Origin of the sequence: Yoonia sp. TsM2_T14_4 (assembly GCF_049602355.1) — a bacterium.
Taxonomy (GTDB): Bacteria; Pseudomonadota; Alphaproteobacteria; order Rhodobacterales; family Rhodobacteraceae; genus Yoonia; species Yoonia vestfoldensis_A.
Genome location: NZ_CP187137.1, coordinates 2,005,443 through 2,023,187, shown reverse-complemented (window position 1 = coordinate 2,023,187; position 17,745 = coordinate 2,005,443). Strand labels below are relative to the sequence as shown.

The following is a 17,745-nucleotide window of genomic DNA, read 5'->3' as shown; positions in this document are numbered from 1 at the left end:
AATCTACTCCGCCAAGATGGGCGCATTGGGGTGGATACAGGCCACGCGGCGGCGGTCGTTTGGCGAATGAACCGGGGGCAGTGCCGCAAGACACTGCGGTTCAGCAAGCGGGCAGCGCGGCGCAAAAGAACAGGCATCTGGGCGCGTGTCCAAGGGCGGCGGCGCGCCGGGGATCGCGTTCAAGCGTGCGCCGCGCGCTGCATCATGCAGGTTCGCCGCCAAGAGGCCGCGGGTATAGGGATGGCGCGGGTCTTTGATGATCTCGCGGGTGGTGCCTTCTTCAACGATTTGTCCCGCGTACATGACCGCGATGCGTTCGGACACTTCGACGGCCACGCCGATGTCATGCGTCACAAAGATCACGCCCATGCCAAATTCTTTTTGCAGGTCGCGCAGTAACAACAGGATCTGGATCTGCACCGTCGCATCAAGCGCAGTCGTTGGCTCATCCGCCAAAAGCAGCCTTGGACGGCAGGCCAGCGCCAGCGCGATCATGACCCGCTGTAACATCCCCCCCGACAGTTCATGCGGATAGTTGTGCAAGCGTCGCTCGGGCGATGGAATCCGCACCCGTCGCAGCATGTCCAAGGCTGTTGAAAGCGCCTCGTCTTTGCGCACGCCTTTGTGGCGCATCACGGATTCAGCGATCTGGTCGCCCACGGTATAGACCGGGTCCAGCGCAAGGCCGGGTTCTTGAAAGACCATGGACACTTCTTCGCCGCGGTAGGCTTGAAGTTTCTTGCCCGACAGCGTGAGGACATCAACACCGTTCACGGCGATATTGCCGTCGATATGGCTGCGCTTGGGGGGCAGCAGCCGCAGCAGGGTTTTCAATGTCACGGACTTGCCTGATCCGCTTTCGCCCAGCAGGGCCATGGTTTCGCCCTGCTTGAGCGTCAGTGTCAGGTCATTGATCGCATGCACGGTGCGGGCACCGCTGAAGCGGACGTTCAAATTGCGGATATCGACAAGGTTCTCGGTCATTCGAACACGTCCTTTCCCGCCTTGCTGTGACCAGAGCTGATGTCGTGCAGGTGACAGGCCGCCAAGTGATCGGACCCGGCCGACAAGGGGTGCAATGGGGGTACTTTGGCTTTGCACACGTCTTCGGAAAATCGGCACCGCGTATGGAACCGACAGCCAGAGGGCGGGTTGATCGGGTTGGGCGGATCACCGGCCAGTGGCGGTTCTTTCGTGCGGTTGTCGGGGTCCATCGACGGCATCGCAGAAAACAGCGACCGGGTATAAGGGTGCGCTTGCGAGGTCCAGATATCATCGACCGGGGCAATCTCGACCACTTCACCCAGATACATCACAAGGATACGGTCCGAAATGTAGCGGACCACGTTTAGGTCGTGGCTGATAAAAATATAGGTCAAACCAAATTCGCGGCGCAAGTCAGCCAACAGGTTGAGCACTTGTGCTTCGACCGATTTATCAAGTGCCGACACAGCCTCATCCAGCACCACCAATCGGGGCGACATGGCCAGCGCGCGGGCGATGTTGATCCGCTGACGCTGTCCGCCGGATACCTCGTGCGGATAGCGTTGGGCAAAGCGATCGGGCGCCAGGCCTACACGCTCCATCAGTTTTCGTGCGCGCCCGACCGGGTCGGACAGTCCCTGAATGCGCGCGCCAAAGGCTATCGAGGCTTCAATCGTCAGGCGCGGGTTCAGCGAAGCATAGCTGTCTTGAAACACCATTTGCACGCCGCGCCGCAATTCGCGCAGGGACAAGGTGCCACCAAGGTCTTGGCCATCATAGATGATCTCACCTTTGTCTTTATCAAGCAGGCCAATCAGCAAGCGCGCGGTCGTGGATTTTCCACAGCCAGACTCGCCCACGATGCCAAGGGTTTCACCCTTTTTGACTTCAAACGACACGCCGTCCACAGCCTGCACCACGGCCTTTTTGCCGCCAAAAATGCCACCGCGAACAGGGAAGTATTTCTGCAAATTGCGCACGATCAAAAGGGGTTGGGCCGGCCCGCCCTTATCTGGTTGGGTATCTGCCAAGGTTTCAGTCTTTGACATTCATTGCACTCCTGACGCCGTCGCTGAGCAGGTTCAGGCAAAGCGAGGTGATAAAGATCATCAAGCCGGGCAAGGCAGACAGCCACGGGTTGATATAGATGGCGGACCGCAATGTGTTCAGCATCAGCCCCCATTCAGGTTCGGGCGGGCGCACGCCGATCCCCAGAAAGCTAAGGCCTGCGGCAAGGATCATGCAGACGCTGGTCAGCGAGGTGGCATAGACAAAGATGGGTGACAGCACGTTGCCGATCACATGCACCCGGATCACGGTCAGTGCATTCGCGCCCGATGCGCGGGCTGCGTCGATATAGTCCAGCGAACGCACGCCAGACGTCACCGCTTCTGCGACCCGTGTGATGGGCGGGATAAAAACAATGGTGAGCGAAACAAGGCTGTTCAAGATTCCCGCGCCTAGCGCCCCCGAAATCGCGATTGCCAGCAGCACGGACGGAAAGGCAAAAAACACGTCTACAGTGCGCATGATCACAGTATTGACCCAGCCACCCAAGTAGCCAGCGACAATCCCCAATGCGCCACCGATAAAGAACGCCAGCACAACAGGCATCAGACCGATAAACAGTGTCAGTCTGCCGCCATAAATCAGCCGCGCCAGCATGTCGCGGCCTTGTTCGTCGGTCCCAAGGATATGCCCTTCGGTCCCGATCGGGGCCAGCCGCTTGATCATTGATCCGGTGTAAGGATCAGCAAGACCCAGATAGGGTGCGAAGACAGCCGAGAGGATCAAAAGCAGAATGACGCCAAGGCAAATCATCGTAACCGGATCGCGGATCAAGCGCGATCCGACGCCGGACCAATAGCCTTTGCCAGCCTCCGAGATAGGGTCTTCCAGACCATGCGTCTCTATCAAAGCCATCAGCTCAGCTCCTCTTGATACGCGGGTCAATGGCGGCTTGGGCCACATCGACGATCAGGTTCATCGCAACAAAGAAAAGCGCAAGGACAAGGATCGTACCCTGCAAGAGCGGTAAATCGCGCTGGAAGATCGCATTGGACAACAAAAAGCCGGAACCGGGCCAGTTGAACACGGTCTCAATCAGGATCGACCCACCCAGCAGATAGCCCAGCTGCAAACCCATGACCGACAGCGCTGTGGCGGCGGCGTTGCGTGCGACGTGGCGCAATACATCGCCGCGGCTCATCCCTTTGGCGTATAGGGCGGTCACAAAGTCCTGGGTCAAAAGATCGCCCGCCAATGCGCGCACCGTTCGGGCGACGATACCGATTGGAACGACCGCCAAAGTGACTGCAGGCAGGACCAGATGGCGCATATGCAGCCAATCCCACGCCCAATCCTGCGACCCGCCGGGGCCTGCGCCCATCGAGGGCAGCCAGCCAAGGTTTACCGAAAAGATGATGACCAGCACGATGCCCAGCCAATAATTGGGGACCGATACGCCTGCGATTGAAATCGCCGTGACGGCGCGATCCAGCAGGGTATCGCGGAAATAACCCGCGAGAAATCCAAGAAAAATACCGATTGGAAAAGCAATCACAGCGGCGCTGAAGGCCAAAAGCAATGAATTCTGCACTGCTCCAAAAACTTCGTCAGCGACGGGCCGACCGGTGGCAATGCTCTTGCCCATGTCACCCTGAAACAGGTTTCCGATCCAGATGGCATATTGCACCGGCAGCGGCTTATCGAGGCCGTAAATAGCCCGCATTGCGGCTTGTTCATCCGCAGTGGCGTCAACCGGCATGATCGCCGTCAGTGGATCACCCGGCGCGATCTGGACCAGCATGAAACAAATGACTGACACTCCAAAGGCGACAGGCAGCATCAAGATCACGCGGCGAAGAAAATAGGTGAACACGGTGGCGGTCCTCAGATAAATTAAGTCCCGCGCCATGACATGCGTGGCGCGGGGTTCTTGGCATCATTCCATCGTGATTGACGAAAAGTTCTGGTACCAGTTCTGCGCCTGCACAAAGCCCTTTACGTTTGGTGCCAGCGCCCGTGGGGCCACGTCATGCGTCACCATCAGAAACAGCGCGTCATTCACGTATTTTTCGTGTGTTGCACGCATTACCGCGTCCTGCTCTTCAGCATCAAAGGTGTTCTTGATCTGGTCGAACAGCCCCTGCATTTCTGGATCACAGTAATGGCCCCAGTTGGTGCCGTTCGGGGCAATCAGATCACATGACAGGTGACGGATGAGACCGGTGAAGGGATCCTGGATGAAGTAGGTAAAGTTGATCGACATGGCACCCTCGACCGAAGGATCTTCGGCACCTGCGCGCCACAGGTTGATCATCTGGTTCCACTCCACGACGACGAATTCGACGTCGATGCCGACTTGGGCAAGGTTTTGCTGGAGGTATTCGTTCATCGGCAGCGGCAGCATCTGGCCAGAGCCCGAGGGCGAAATCAGCGCCTTGACCTTGAGCGGGTTTTCCAGACTGTAACCGGCCTCTGCCAGCAAGGCTTTTGCCGCTTCGGGGTCATAGCGAACGTCAAAGGTTGGGGTGCCGAACCACTGAGAGGATGGCGGCAGGAAACCCTTTGCAGGGATCATCAGCCCACCCAGAAGCGCGCTCATGCCTTCACGGTCCACGGCCAGGTTCGCGGCCTGGCGCACACGGATATCGTTCCAGGGTGATCCTTCGGTGCGCGACAGATGCCATGTCCAGTTGTGTGGATATGCGTTTGAGGAGATCACAAACCCATTGCCGGTCATCGCCGGAATGGTGTCAGGTGCGGGGGCCTCGATCCAATCAACTTGGCCAGAGAGCAATGCGGCTGCACGCGCGTTTGGTTCTGGCAGTGGGATCAGCACCATTTTGTCGAGCTTGGGAATGCGGGTTTCATCCCAATAGGCGGTGTTCGGCACCAGTTCAGCCCGTTCGCGTGGCACGAAGGTTTCCATTTTCCACGGGCCCGTGCCAGAGGGGCTCGCTGCAAAGGCTTCCCAGTCCTTGCCGACAGCTTCAAACTGGGCGGGCGAGGATATCAAGATCCATGCAAGTTGATATGGCAAAGTCGCGTCAGGTGTCTTGGTGATGATCTCCAAGGTGTAGTCGTCGATGGCTGTATAGCTTGCGACCGCAGGAATACGCGACTTGCCTTGGGCTGCCTGACGGGAATCGTATTGCTCGGACGTCTCATCAAGCAGCTTGTCAAAGTTCCAGACGACGTCGGCTGCGGTAAAGGGGCTGCCATCGTGGTATGTGACGCCCTCGCGCAGGGTGAAGGTCCATTTGGTTTTGTCCGCGTCATCGACGGACCATGCGGTCGCCAGCCCCGGGATCAGGGCCGACGGCTTGTCTGCACTGGTCAAATCCCATTCGATCAGTGAATCATAAACCGTATAGCCCATGAACCGCATGCCTTCGCCACCTTGGTCAGTCTGCCCTGTGGTCAGCGGAATATCTGCGGCCGTCATGCCGACACGCAAAGTGCCTTGCGCCCATGCACCTTGGGCACACAGGGACGCAGCAACCAGTAGCGTCGCGACCCCTTTCTTGAAATGTTTCATCTCACAACTCCATGTCAATTCAGGGCAGTTATCCTTCGCCCCCTGACCGGTACGTTGCGCGAAACCTCAATGGCATTCCATTCTATGGGCAAAGATCGAAAACCGAACGGTGCGAATGCCTTTATACCGACCAATAAAGGAGCGGCTTATTCAGGTATGATGCGTTTTTAGGCGTATACCGCATGGTCATTGATCTGGTTCAGCGCGTGGCAGGGCGCATCTTGTGACGTTTCGACCATGCGCAAGGAATCAATTCGCTGAAGGGGCATGCCTGTTGGCTAGCCTTTTGCGGGTGCGTCTTTTGCCGCAATCCGTGTGTAGGCTTCGGGTCTGCGGTGTTTTGCAAAATCGAAGATATTTGCGCGGATCTCGGCGCAGCGGTCGAGGTCGCAGTCGGCCACGATGATCTCGTCTCCCAAAGTCTGGGCTTGCACGACAATCTCGCCGGTTGGCGCGACGATGGCAGAGCCACCGATGAGGTCGCACCCTTCCTCGATCCCTGCCTTGGCCACACCAACGACCCACATCCCATTGGCGTAGGCCCCGGCCTGAAGGCTTAGGTGATTGTGGAAATCCTGAAGGTGGTCGTGCTTGGGCGCGGGTGGGTAGTGGCGCGGCGTGTTGTAGCCAATCAAGACCATCTCGCCCCCAGCAAGGGCCAATTCGCGATAGGTTTCGGGCCAGCGCCTGTCATTGCAGATGGCCTGACCAATCTTGCCGCCCAAAGTATCAACCGCATGAAAACCAAAGGGACTGGGGTCAAAATAGCGCTTTTCAAGATGCTGAAACGGGCGCCAAGGCTCGTGTTCGGCATGTCCGGGCAGATGAACCTTGCGGTAGCGGTCAACGATCTGCCCTGCACCATCGACAAGAATGGCGGTATTATAGCGGTGCAGCTTGCCATCGTGCTGACACATCTCTGCATAGCCAAATGAAAATGCGATCCCAAGGGCGCGCGCCCGCGCAAACAAAGTTTCAGTGGCGGCGTTTGGCATTTCGGTTTCGAAGAATGCATCGACGTCGGCTTGATCTGGCATGAACCATCGCGGGAAAAAGCTGGTCAGGGCAAGTTCGGGAAACACCACAAGGTTTGCACCTTGCCGTGCGGCTTGATCAAGCAACGCAACCATCCGTGCGGCGGCTGAGGCGCGTGTTTCATCGCGAGAGATCGGACCCATCTGGGCTGCGGCGGTGCAGACCACCCGGCTCATGCGCTAACCCCGTGGATTGGCCTTGAAGTGTGGCGGTTCATTTGTGCCACCCCGGTCGTTTCGTTCCTGTTCTGGAGCAATGGATGGCGCTTTCAATCATTTGGGTCTTTGGCAATGGCAGGCCAAGCGAACGCGGCGGCACAGGCGCCGGCAACCGCAACGATAGAGCTTTCGGACCCCATGGGACCGATCAGTTGCATGCCAATTGGCAGACCTGCGGTTGGGGCAGGGAAGGCAACCGCGGGCAGGCCTGCTGCGTTGATCCATCCGGTATAGATTGCGTGCCCTCTGGGTCCGACGCTTTGTCCATCAATGGTGTCGGGAAATGGCTCTGCCGCAGGCCAAGGGTTTGCGGCTGCGGTCGGCATCAGGATCGCATCATATTGCTGAAAAAGTTCCGCAGTCTCGTGGCGCAGTTTGAAAACGAGATCGAGGATACGGTATAGATCAGCCACCGATTTCTTGGCACCGGTTTTGGCGATCGCAATATATTTGGGATTGGCACTGACGCGGACTTCCGGGTGATCCTCAAGGTAGGCGGCAAGTCCGATTGCCCCGATGTCGGTCCAAACTGCGTTCAGTTGGCCAATGTCCAGCGGCATCGAACCTTTGACAACCGCGTGGCCCAGTGCAGACATCCGGTCACATGTCGCGGTGAATGCGGCGCGAATTGTGGGGTCGCAAGGCGCGTCACCCAGTGTTGCGATTGCGAGAATGCTAAGCGGGCGCTCAGACGGGGCCTTGTTGGGGCCGCCCGAAAGCACGGTGTCGAGCAGCGTAAGATCGCGCGCACTGCGCGCAATTGGTCCGACGACCTCGAAATCCAGCAAGACCTGAGCAAGGCCACCGGCGCGTGGCACATGTCCAATCCCGGGTTTCAGCCCGAAAAGGCCGGTATATCCGGCAGGTCTGCGGATTGAGCCGCCACCATCGGTTCCGATCCCTGCAAAAGCAAGCCCTGCCGCAACTGCCGCCACGACGCCACCGGACGATCCGCCTGGCGTTAACGCGGGGTCGAACGGGTTGCGCGTCACGCCAAAGGTCAGGTTATCGGTGTAGCCTTCGATGGCGAACTCTGGCGTGTTGCCTTTGCCCAAAAAGATCGCCCCAGCCGCTCGGAGCCGGGCAATCGGTGCCTCGTCATGGGTGGCAATCTGGCGGGCCAAATGTGCATTGCCCCAAGCAGCCGGCATACCTGCGGTGACAAGGTTGTCCTTGATGATCAAAGGCACGCCGTCCAGCGGGCCATTCGGCCCGCCCGCCCGCCATCGCGCCGTCGCGGCGACCGCTTCTGACAGGCCCAAGTCGTTCATCGCGGTATAGGCGTTCAAAGTGGAGTTCAACATCGCTATCCGCGCCAGCATCGCTTCAACGGCCTGCACAGGTGTCACCTGACCAGTCGCATATGCGGCAAGCAATGCAGTTACATCTGTTTGCCAGATACTCATCGGGCAAGGCTGCTGGGCAGCCACATGACAATGCTTGGCAAAAAGATCAGCATGGTCGCGAAAAGCAACATGATTGCGGCATAGGGCAATGCGCCGACGATGACATCCATAAAGGGGCCTTTGTCGCTGCGCACACCTTGGACCACATAAAGGTTCATGCCGACGGGTGGGGTGATCATGCCAAGCTCGCTCATCAACACCACGAAGATACCAAACCAGATCGGGTCAATCCCTGCCGCGATAATGATGGGCACGACAACGGGAATTGTCAGAACCTGCATCGAAAGCACATCCATGAACATGCCCAGGATCAGGTAAAACAACATAAGCGCGAAGAGCAAAGCCGTCGATGTCAGCCCCAAACCACCGACCCAGGAACTCATCGCATTGGTAATGCCACCAAGGGCCAGAGTGACATTCAGCGTGAAAGCGGCGGCGATGATCAGCAGGATCATACCCGTCGTCTTGGCGGTCTGGCGAAAGCAGACGTCAAGGAAAGACAGGCTCAACCGTCCTTCGCGCCACACGAAAACAAGTGCTGCAATCACGGCAAGGGCGGCGCTTTCGGTGGGCGTGGCGATCCCCATGTAGATCGACCCCATGATGATCGCGAAGACGACCGCTGGCGGTATCAGGTTACGCAGCGCGTGGATCCGCTCTGCGCGGCTGACCTGCAGCGGTTTGGACACATCATCGGGTTTCCAATAATGCTGGAGCGCAATCAGGATCATGAAGGAAAGCGTCAGCAAGATGCCCGGGATGATCCCTGCGATGAACAACTGGCCGACAGAAACATTCGCCAGCGATCCATAGACCAGCAGGTTGACCGAGGGCGGGATCAGAATGCCCAAGGTGCCGCCTGCGGCCAGTGACCCCAGCGCGCGCGAGGACGAATAGTTCCGCTCGTTCAGCGAGGGTAAGGCTACGGTTCCGACCGTCGCCGCCGTAGCAACCGACGATCCCGAGGTGGCGGCGAACAGCGCACAACACCCGATGTTGGTATGCAGCAGCCCGCCGGGCAGCCCACCAAGCCACATGGCCAAGGTCCCGTACATGCGGTCAGCGATCCCTGATCGCAACAGCAATTCGCCCAGAAGAATGAACAACGGGATCGCGGTCAGAACATTTTCGTTCTGCACCCCCCATAACACCGGCCCCATGCTCTCTAGCAGGACGGGACCATAAAGCAGCACGCCACCCACGACACCCATCGCGACCATGACAATCGCGACGGGAAATCCGATCAGCAACAGCCCCATCATCACTGAAAAACCGATGGCAATATCTGCAATCGTCATTGGAGTTTGCCTTTGCGTTTCGCCAGTTCCTGAAGCTCGTCGACGAGTTCGTCGGCGGCCCCTTTGGGATTGAATTCGGCGGCCAATGTCCTGTGGTCACCTGCGAAGAACAGCCAGGTTGCGCGCGCCGACAGAGCAATTGCCGAGATCGAAAAAATCGCGAGCGCCCCGTACCAAGCCGTTTGCGGCCAGATCAGCGGGGTGGCCCAAGGGGTTGCTGCCGTGGACCCGTAGGCCAACGTATCCTTCAGGACGAACCACCCCACATACAGCAGGAAACAGCCCAGCACTGCCATCGACAATGCAGCAAGCCAGTCGATCAGCGATTGTACGAAAATCGGGAATTTTCGGTGCAGCACATCGATACGGATATGCGCCCGCTCTGCCAATGTCACGACAAAGGCCAGCGACGATCCGAACGCCAGAATATAGCCGCCAAGCTCGTCCGCGCCCTGCAAAGAGGTATTGAAAACCTTACGCATCACTGTTTCGAGCGCAACAAAGCACGACAAGAACAACAGCGACCAACCGAACAATCGGCTTATCCATGTGGCGATGAATTCCATTTCCGTCCCTCACGTTGATGCAGGGTTGGGGGCGAAATGAACCGCCCCCGACAAGCGCTTAGTAACCTTTCGCGACACCGACCGTTTCCAACCAAGAAGAGGAGCAGGCAGGGTTGGTTGCGTCACAGATTTCCTTCCAGGCCGGGAAGGACACGTCAGTGACGGCTGTGCTGATCAGGGCCTTGTCCGCGTCGCTCACTTCGACCAGCGTCAGGTCATATAGCGTGCCTGTTTCGCAAGGTTGCTGGCCCACGTTGCATTGCACCGCATCCACGAACAGCTCTTCTGAATAGGTCCAGATGTCTTCGATCAGCGTGTCAAAGGCGGCCTGCATCTTTTCCTGATCTTCGGCAGACAAGGCATTCCAAGTGTCCAGATTCATGCCATAGCCATTCATGGCCATCTGGAATGCGATGGGCATCATGTAGGATGTGACCTCGGGCCAGCCAGCAGAGTTGGCAGACGATGGCCCGGTGATCGCGCAATCAACCACGCCCCGCGCCAGCGATTGCTGCACATCACCAAAGGACAGCGGAACCGGTGTGCCACCGACCAGCGAGATGAAATTGGCAAGGTTCTGATCGTAGACCCGCACTTTCAGCCCGCTGAGGTCTGCAAGCGATGAAATCTCTGGTTCGCAGAACAGGACCTGCGGGCCAAAGGGCCAAACGCCAAGCAATTTCGTATTGAACTGTTCTTGAAGCCGCGCATCAACGACCGACTTGAATGCCGCAACGGTTTCTCTGCCGCTTGCGTAATCAGGGTTCAGGCCGACCAAATCCAGACCCAGAATTGTCGGCTCGTCGCGGGAAACCTGGCTTAGTCGCAGCGAAATGATGTCAAACAGCCCACTTTTCAGAACGCGAAGTTGCTCTGTATCCTTGATGCCTGTGACGTCGGCAGGCTGGAATTCAGCCGTGATATCCAGACCAGTGCTTGCGGCGAAGTCAGCAAAGAACGGGCCTTCGACGTTGTTTTGGATAAGGCCGGTCGCCGCCGGTTGGCCCATAACGCGCATGGTGGTTTCGGCGCTTGCTGGAACAGCCAGCGACAAAAGCGCAATGGTGCTGATAATATGAGTTGTTTTCATTGTTTCTCTCTTTGTTGGGAAGGATAGTGAAGGTCGGAAAAGAGCTGGAAGACGGATCCCCAATTGTTCACCCTGGCGGGATCAAGCCCCATTTCGCGCATGCAATGCGCGGCTGTTACGGATACGGAATCGAGGATCGGGATGCCGGTTTCGGCTTCAAGTGCAGCCGCTTGAGGGGCGCCTCGGAAATTGGTGCAAAGGATCGAAATGGCCTGTGGTTTGCTTTTGGCCACCTCGCGGATCATCCCCGCGATCTGATCGGCTGAATACGTCCCAAAGGCATGGTTCACTTTTTCTTCCAACCGCGCATCGGCGCTGACGGCGATCCCTTGCGACGCATATTGTGCGACAATCAGGTCCTGAACTTCGGTCAGATAAGGGGTGACCAAACCCAGCGATTTCAGCCCCATGCCGCGAAATAGATGGTCATAGGCCAGACTGGTCGATGTCGCCTTGATCCCGGTTTCTGCTTCGATCATGGCGCAAAGGGCGCGGTCTTTCTCCAGCCCCAGCCAACTGGCCGATGTGCCGTTCCACGCAATCAGATCGACCTTGGCTTCGGCCAGTGATCTGGCGGCTTCAAGGATCGGCGCGTCGGTGAATTGCCCTTGGCTGGCGTCCGACATCGAGATTTCAACAACCCGGAACCGCCCGAAATGCGCCGAGGCGGCGTCACCGAAAGGGGCAAACATGGCAGATGTATAGGGTTCAAGAACCGTGTTGGAGGAGGGTGTGAGCATCCCCACACGCTTTCCCGTCTGGCGTTCAAACACAGTCATATCAGGAACTCCGGCGCGGAGCGGGACAGATAGTCGCCCGTCGCGGCCCCCACGATCTCGCCGTCCTTGGCCACTGTCTGTCCGCGCAGCAGCGTGCGCACCGGCCAACCGGTCACCTCAAACCCTTCCCAAGGCGTGTAATCGGATCCGTGATGCAAGTCCGTCTGCCTGATCGGTTTGGTCAGGTTTGGATCCCACAGGGCGATGTCGGCATCGGCCCCAACACAGATGGCACCTTTGCGTGCGGCCAGCCCATACAGGCGGGCATGGTTTGTCGCTGTGATGGCTGCAAAGCGGGGCAGCGTGATCCGGCCCTTCATCACGCCTTCGGAAAACAGGATCGGCAGGCGCGTTTCGACACCGGGGATGCCGTTGGGAATATTGCGGAATGTGGCACGCGCACCTTGTGCGTCCTTGCCAGCGCTGTCGGCAAAGCGAAACGGACAATGATCGGATGAAAAAAGATCAAAGTCGCCTTGTTCCAGCCCGGCCCAGATCGCGGCTTGTTCCGCGCTGTCGCGTGGCGGCGGAGAGCAGACATATTTCGCGCCTTCAAACCCCGCGCGATCCAGATCATCTGCGGTCAAAGTGATGTACTGAGGACAAGTTTCGGCAAAAACCTTGAGCCCACGTCGCCGCGCCCGCGTGATTTCTTCCAATGCGGCACCGTTGGAGACATGCACAATCGTCAAGGGAACACCCGCGATCTCTGCCAGTGAAATCGCCCGATGTGTTGCTTCGCGTTCCACGGGGATGGGGCGTGTGCGCGCGTGGTGCACTGGTCCGGTGTTGCCTGACGCCTCGGCCTTGTCGCGCAGAAATTCGATGGCGTCCTCGTTCTCGGCGTGGACCATGACCATTGCTTTATGCGCTTTGGCCACATCCATCACGTCAAGGATTTCCCGATCAGACAGGGCCAGCCCGGCATAGGTCATGAAAACCTTGAAGCTGGTGTAGCCTGCCGCGAACAGGGCAGGTAGGTCCTGACCAAGGGTCTGGGCATCCGTATCCTTGATGATCAGGTGAAACGACACATCAACATGGCACTGTCCGTCGGCCTTGGCGTGGTAATCGTTGACCGCCTGCCGCAGTGTCACGCCGTCTTCGGGCAGACAAAATGGCATGACCGTTGTGTTGCCGCCGCAAGCCGCAGAGCGCGTCGCACTGGCGAAATCATCCGCCATCTCGATGCCGGGACCAGAGGGTTGGGCAATATGCACATGGCTGTCGATCCCGCCAGGCAGGGCGATGAGGCCTGTGGCATCAATCACTTCGTCAGCAGGGCCAAGATCCTGTCCAAGCGCATTGATACGCCCTTCTCGAATGCCGATGTCACATTCCACAACCTCTGCACCCGTAACGACGCGGGCGCCGCGTATGATAAGATCGTAAGTCACGAAGCGGCCCCCCCATGGTGAATGGCCATAGCGAGCGGTGCCGCGAGCCCAATGGATGTCTTTGCCGCAGGTTTGTTCACGCGCAGCGGCGTGGCTGCATGTGCCGTCATTCGCACAAGGGTCATCGCTTGCAGAACGGCGGCTGCGATAGGATCAATAACGATTGCTGGTACTTGTGATGCGATTTTGGGTGCGAGCCCTGCCAACGGGGCACCACCTAAGATGATGACGTCTGCATGATGACGTGTGGCGGCCGTTGTCGCCATGGTGATGATGTCGGCGCCCAGATCTGTCTGAACGTCCGTCAGCCGGGCAGGTGTGATGTCGGGGGTAAGGACCCCTTTGAACCGATTTCCCAAGCCTGTCGCTTGCACGCATTCATCATACCACCGGGTCATGAGCGGCGAAAACGTCACAACTGCAAAGCTTTCACCAAGCAGTGCCGCAGTCATGACAGCGGCTTCTGCCATTCCGACAATGGGCAGGTCGAAAAGGTCTCTTGCCCCTTTCAGACTGGGGTCACCGAACGCCGCAATGACGACGGCATCAACCGTGCTGGCGTGTTCCGCGATCATCTCAAGGACAATCCCACCTGCGATCTGCGCCTCTGCGCGGCTTGCGATATAAGGAAATCCACGGGTTGCAGTAACGGGGATGATTTCTGCCAAGTCACCCACGGTGGCGCGGGCAATCGCAGCCATATTGTCCGTCATGGCTTGGGTCGTGTTGGGGTTCAGAAGAAGGATTCTCATACGGTGCCCCCGGTATCTGACAGCTCTGGGCTGGTGCGGCATTTGACCCTTCCGAAATGGCGTGCTGTGTGCAAAATCATTGCGCATGCACCTTCCAATGGGCGGCAATCTCGCGTCTGGGCGCGATCCAAACGTCTGGTTTGCCGGTGATATGCGCGAGGACATCTTCGAGCCCTTTGATCCGGCCCGGTCTGCCAATCAGCCGCAAATGCAGGCCGATCGACATGATCCGCACCGCTCCGGCGCCCTCGGCGTAAAGCCGGTCGAATGCGCCGATCACATAGTTGGAAAAGTCGCTGTGTTGAACAAAGCCACCGCCCGGTGAAAACCGCATGTCATTGGTGTCGAATGCATAAGGCAGGATGACGTGGGTCGCGTCATGCATCCGGGGGATATCGTCATCATAAACATCGCTGTCGTAGGCAAAGCCGCCGTGCTCGAGCAGTAAATCGCGCGTGTTCACTGATGGTGCCGAGCGCGTGTGCCACCCGACAGGGGCGACGCCGCAGGCCGTTTCAATGGCCGCATGGGTGCGCGCGATCATCGCCGCCTCGTCCGCGCGCGCCATTTCGGCCTGCCGCTCCCAGCGCCATCCATGACAGGACACTTCGTGCCCGCGCGACACCACATCTTGCAATAACCAAGGCGATCTTTCGGCGGCGCGGCCGCAGGTGGAAAATGTGGCCTTTGCACCGTAGGTTTCAAAGGCCTTTGCGATGCGCGCATAGCCCTGACGCGTGCCATAGGTGAAATGCGTTTCCATGCAGGGGTCGGGGTATCCCACGACCTCTTCACGGATTTCATAGGTGTTTTCATTGCGCTCGTCGCCATCGGCGATGGACAGTTCGGCACCTTCTTCCACGTTGACGACAAGCGATACCGCAAGCCGCGCGCCCTGTGGCCAGTTGGGCGGCGGTTCAGCGCCAAAATAACCTTTGAAATCGCGGCGTTCGGTCATGTTTCAATCATCCTGTTCAGGCCAACGGTGCGCGACGCCACGACCAGCACGATAATCGCCATCAAGATCAGCCCAGACGACATCGCCGCAAGCGATGGGTCTGGCTGTTCTTCCAGATATTGCAGCATCTTGATGGGAAGCGTCTTGTTGCGGGCATCGGTCAGAAAAATGGAGATCGGGTAGTTGTCCATCGACGCCAGAAAGGCGAACAGACCACCGGTCAGATAGGCGGGTGCAAGGTTTGGGATCAGCACCTTGAGGATCGCGCGCGGATAGCTCATGCCAAGTGTGCGCGCGGCATCAATGAGCGAGAAATCGAATGCCCCCATTGATGCCAGCAGCGTGCGCATCACGAAGGGCAGGGTGATCACGACATGCGCCAGCAGCAGCGACCAATAGGCGTCACGCAGGCCGATCTCTCGGAAAAATTGGAGCATGGCCACGCCCACGACAAGCCCGGGCATCATCAGCGGAGAGACCGTGAAAGTCGCAATCGCTTGCTTGCCGCGAAACTCGCCTCGGGCCACGGCGATGGCAGCCATGGTCCCTAAGACCATCGAAATTGCTGTCGAAATGAAGGCAAGGTTGAGGGAAAGCTGCACCGCCTCCCACAGCCCGCTGCGTCGCTCTAGCGACCTGTACCACCGCAGCGACCATTCAGGCGGTGGCAAGGTGTAGACTGACGATGACGTAAAAGAGGTGGCAACCGTGATGACGATGGGCAGCATCAGAAAAATGATGCATCCAATGCCAACCGCCCAGGCAAAGAAGATCGTGATGCGGTCCGTCTGGGTCATTGTCGCGCCCCCAAACGGCCAGCAAGCCAGCTAGAGAACAAGACCACGAAGATGGCAATCGCAAGCAGGACCGCAGAAATCGTAGACCCCAGTGGTTCATTGCGCAGGTACAAGAATGACCGGGCGATCAGCATCGATAACGTCTGCTGTCGTTCGCCGACGATCAGGGACGGGATCACATACATCGAAATTGCCAATGAGAATGTGAAGGCCGATCCTGCAACGACGCCCGGCAGGCTCAGCGGCAAGGTCACGCGGGTAAACCGAAACCAAGGTGTGGCGCCCAAGGAAGAGGCGGCTTCGGGAAGCGAGCTGTTCAGTTGGCGGAGCACTGAATAGATCGGCAGCACCATAAAAGGCAGAAAGACGTTCGCCGCGCCGATAATCAGGGCTGTTTCCGTGAACAGCATGCGGACAGGCCCATCAGTCATTCCGATAGCCTGCAATGTGGTATTTAGAAATCCGTTCGACCGGAAAAGGATCGACCAGGCAAAGGCCTTGACGATCACACCCAACGACATCGGCAGGACAAGCGCCACCATGAAGACTGTCAGCCAAATGCCTTTCGCGCGCGCCATCGCAAAGGCTGTGGGGTAGGCTATCACCAATGCAAGAAGGGTGGTCAAAAGGGCCACGCGCAAGGTGCGCCACAGGACGGTCTGGTTGAATTCGTCCCTGAAGAAGTCGATGTAGGTGACCAGGGTCAGCCCTTCGGCGCCTTGAATGCTTTTGAACAACAGCATCACAAGAGGTAGCGCATAGATAATGGCCAAGAACGCCAATCCCGGCACAGCCAAAAGCGCGATCCGGTTGGAACGTGCGATCATGCGGGCACCTCATGGATCAGCGTATCTGCGACTGCCCAGCCCCAAGTGACGGTTTCGCCACGTGCATAGCCAGTCCGAATGCCGGGCAATTCACACAGGAATTTATCCGCGCCTGTTGTCACCCCGTGCAGCACGGTTTTGGACCCGAGCGTCATGACATCATCCAGCTGCACGTTGATCTGGTTCATTTCTGTGCTGGGATCGGGGGTGATCAGTTCGGGTCGCACGCCCACTTGTACTGGTGTTCCAACCACAAGCTGGGAATTTGCACGCACTTTGCCCACGTGCGTTTTGACTGTGGCGATGCCATCGGCCTGTGCGATGACATGGCCCGTCAGGCGTGTTGATAGCCCCACAAAATCCATGACGAAAGGTGAGGCAGGCTGCGCATAAAGTGTCGAAGGGTCTGCGAATTGTTCTATTCGACCGCTGTTCATGACCGCGATCCGGTCAGAGACGCCCATCGCCTCTTCCTGATCATGGGTGACGAAAATTGCGGTAATACCCCGGCTGCGCAGCAGCGCCTTCAATTCGATCTGCATGGTCTCACGCAGTTTTCGGTCAAGCGCGGAAAAGGGTTCATCAAGCAGCAACAGATCTGGTGAAACGACAAGCGCACGCGCGACGGCAACGCGCTGTTGCTGGCCACCCGACAGGGCTGACACCGGGCGATCCGCAAAGGTGTCCATGCGGACAAGTGCCAAAGCCTCGGCTACGGGTGCTTTGACATCCGATTTTGACATGCCGCGTGCGCGCAGGCCAAAGGCTACGTTTTCGGCAACGGTCAGATGTGGAAACAAAGCGTAGTTTTGAAACACAACAGAGATGTTGCGCTTGTGCGCGGGAAGCGACGACACGTTGCGCCCGCCCAAAATGATATCGCCGGTATCTGCCTCCAGAAGGCCCGCGATGATGCGCAGCAATGTGGTCTTGCCGCAGCCCGAGGGGCCAAGAAGCGAGACAAGCTCGCCTTTGGCCACCCGAAAGTTCATGTTGTCCATGACCACGGTGCCTTTGAAGGATTTGGCGGCACCCACCACATCAAGATAGCGGTGCGCCGGCGGACGCTGCTCCGTGGCCTGGGCAAACATATGC

Annotated in this window: 17 protein-coding genes; all 17 read right to left on the bottom strand. The window is 58.1% G+C overall.

Annotated elements, in window-relative coordinates; genetic code table 11:
- Positions 1 to 3: 3 nt before the first annotated feature.
- Entirely contained in the window at positions 4 to 984 is a 981-nt protein-coding gene (locus ACPF9B_RS09985) for an ABC transporter ATP-binding protein (RefSeq protein ID WP_424177118.1), read from the bottom strand.
- Positions 981 to 2,033, bottom strand: a complete 1,053-nt coding sequence (locus ACPF9B_RS09980) for an ABC transporter ATP-binding protein (protein ID WP_424177116.1) — start codon at positions 2,031 to 2,033, stop codon at positions 981 to 983. Before ACPF9B_RS09980 ends, ACPF9B_RS09985 begins: the two co-directional genes overlap by 4 nt.
- On the bottom strand, positions 2,020 to 2,907 hold the full coding sequence (locus ACPF9B_RS09975) for an ABC transporter permease (RefSeq protein ID WP_007203972.1): 888 nt from the start codon (positions 2,905 to 2,907) through the stop codon (positions 2,020 to 2,022). Before ACPF9B_RS09975 ends, ACPF9B_RS09980 begins: the two co-directional genes overlap by 14 nt.
- Positions 2,908 to 2,911: 4 nt before the next feature.
- The gene (locus ACPF9B_RS09970; RefSeq protein WP_207327899.1) at positions 2,912 to 3,901 is read right to left on the bottom strand and encodes an ABC transporter permease; all 990 of its coding nucleotides are present in this window, start codon (positions 3,899 to 3,901) and stop codon (positions 2,912 to 2,914) included.
- A gap of 27 nt (positions 3,902 to 3,928) precedes the next feature.
- Positions 3,929 to 5,527 (bottom strand): ABC transporter substrate-binding protein, encoded by a 1,599-nt coding sequence (locus tag ACPF9B_RS09965; protein WP_424177113.1) that lies wholly within the window; start codon positions 5,525 to 5,527, stop codon positions 3,929 to 3,931.
- Positions 5,528 to 5,805: 278 nt separating this feature from the next.
- On the bottom strand, positions 5,806 to 6,738 hold the full coding sequence (locus ACPF9B_RS09960; protein ID WP_424177111.1) for an N-carbamoyl-D-amino-acid hydrolase: 933 nt from the start codon (positions 6,736 to 6,738) through the stop codon (positions 5,806 to 5,808).
- A gap of 92 nt (positions 6,739 to 6,830) precedes the next feature.
- A complete protein-coding gene (locus ACPF9B_RS09955) occupies positions 6,831 to 8,186 on the bottom strand; it encodes an amidase (RefSeq protein ID WP_424177109.1) in 1,356 nt (451 codons plus the stop codon).
- Entirely contained in the window at positions 8,183 to 9,484 is a 1,302-nt protein-coding gene (locus ACPF9B_RS09950) for a TRAP transporter large permease (protein ID WP_424177107.1), read from the bottom strand. Before ACPF9B_RS09950 ends, ACPF9B_RS09955 begins: the two co-directional genes overlap by 4 nt.
- Positions 9,481 to 10,050, bottom strand: a complete 570-nt coding sequence (locus ACPF9B_RS09945; RefSeq protein ID WP_007203978.1) for a TRAP transporter small permease subunit — start codon at positions 10,048 to 10,050, stop codon at positions 9,481 to 9,483. The genes ACPF9B_RS09950 and ACPF9B_RS09945 overlap by 4 nt, the downstream gene beginning before the upstream one ends.
- A gap of 58 nt (positions 10,051 to 10,108) precedes the next feature.
- Positions 10,109 to 11,140: a TRAP transporter substrate-binding protein gene (locus tag ACPF9B_RS09940; protein ID WP_424177105.1), complete on the bottom strand. Its 1,032-nt coding sequence runs from the start codon at positions 11,138 to 11,140 to the stop codon at positions 10,109 to 10,111.
- The gene (locus ACPF9B_RS09935; protein ID WP_007203980.1) at positions 11,137 to 11,919 is read right to left on the bottom strand and encodes a maleate cis-trans isomerase family protein; all 783 of its coding nucleotides are present in this window, start codon (positions 11,917 to 11,919) and stop codon (positions 11,137 to 11,139) included. Before ACPF9B_RS09935 ends, ACPF9B_RS09940 begins: the two co-directional genes overlap by 4 nt.
- Complete coding sequence (gene hydA / locus ACPF9B_RS09930; protein ID WP_424177102.1) at positions 11,916 to 13,316, bottom strand: dihydropyrimidinase; 1,401 nt, start codon at positions 13,314 to 13,316, stop codon at positions 11,916 to 11,918. Before hydA ends, ACPF9B_RS09935 begins: the two co-directional genes overlap by 4 nt.
- A complete protein-coding gene (locus ACPF9B_RS09925) occupies positions 13,313 to 14,029 on the bottom strand; it encodes an aspartate/glutamate racemase family protein (RefSeq protein WP_007203982.1) in 717 nt (238 codons plus the stop codon). The genes hydA and ACPF9B_RS09925 overlap by 4 nt, the downstream gene beginning before the upstream one ends.
- A gap of 115 nt (positions 14,030 to 14,144) precedes the next feature.
- Positions 14,145 to 15,026: a polysaccharide deacetylase family protein gene (locus ACPF9B_RS09920; protein ID WP_424177100.1), complete on the bottom strand. Its 882-nt coding sequence runs from the start codon at positions 15,024 to 15,026 to the stop codon at positions 14,145 to 14,147.
- Positions 15,023 to 15,823 (bottom strand): ABC transporter permease, encoded by an 801-nt coding sequence (locus tag ACPF9B_RS09915; RefSeq protein ID WP_007203984.1) that lies wholly within the window; start codon positions 15,821 to 15,823, stop codon positions 15,023 to 15,025. Before ACPF9B_RS09915 ends, ACPF9B_RS09920 begins: the two co-directional genes overlap by 4 nt.
- Positions 15,820 to 16,650: an ABC transporter permease gene (locus ACPF9B_RS09910; protein ID WP_424177098.1), complete on the bottom strand. Its 831-nt coding sequence runs from the start codon at positions 16,648 to 16,650 to the stop codon at positions 15,820 to 15,822. The genes ACPF9B_RS09915 and ACPF9B_RS09910 overlap by 4 nt, the downstream gene beginning before the upstream one ends.
- A complete protein-coding gene (locus ACPF9B_RS09905) occupies positions 16,647 to 17,741 on the bottom strand; it encodes an ABC transporter ATP-binding protein (RefSeq protein WP_424177096.1) in 1,095 nt (364 codons plus the stop codon). Before ACPF9B_RS09905 ends, ACPF9B_RS09910 begins: the two co-directional genes overlap by 4 nt.
- Positions 17,742 to 17,745 lie beyond the last annotated feature (4 nt).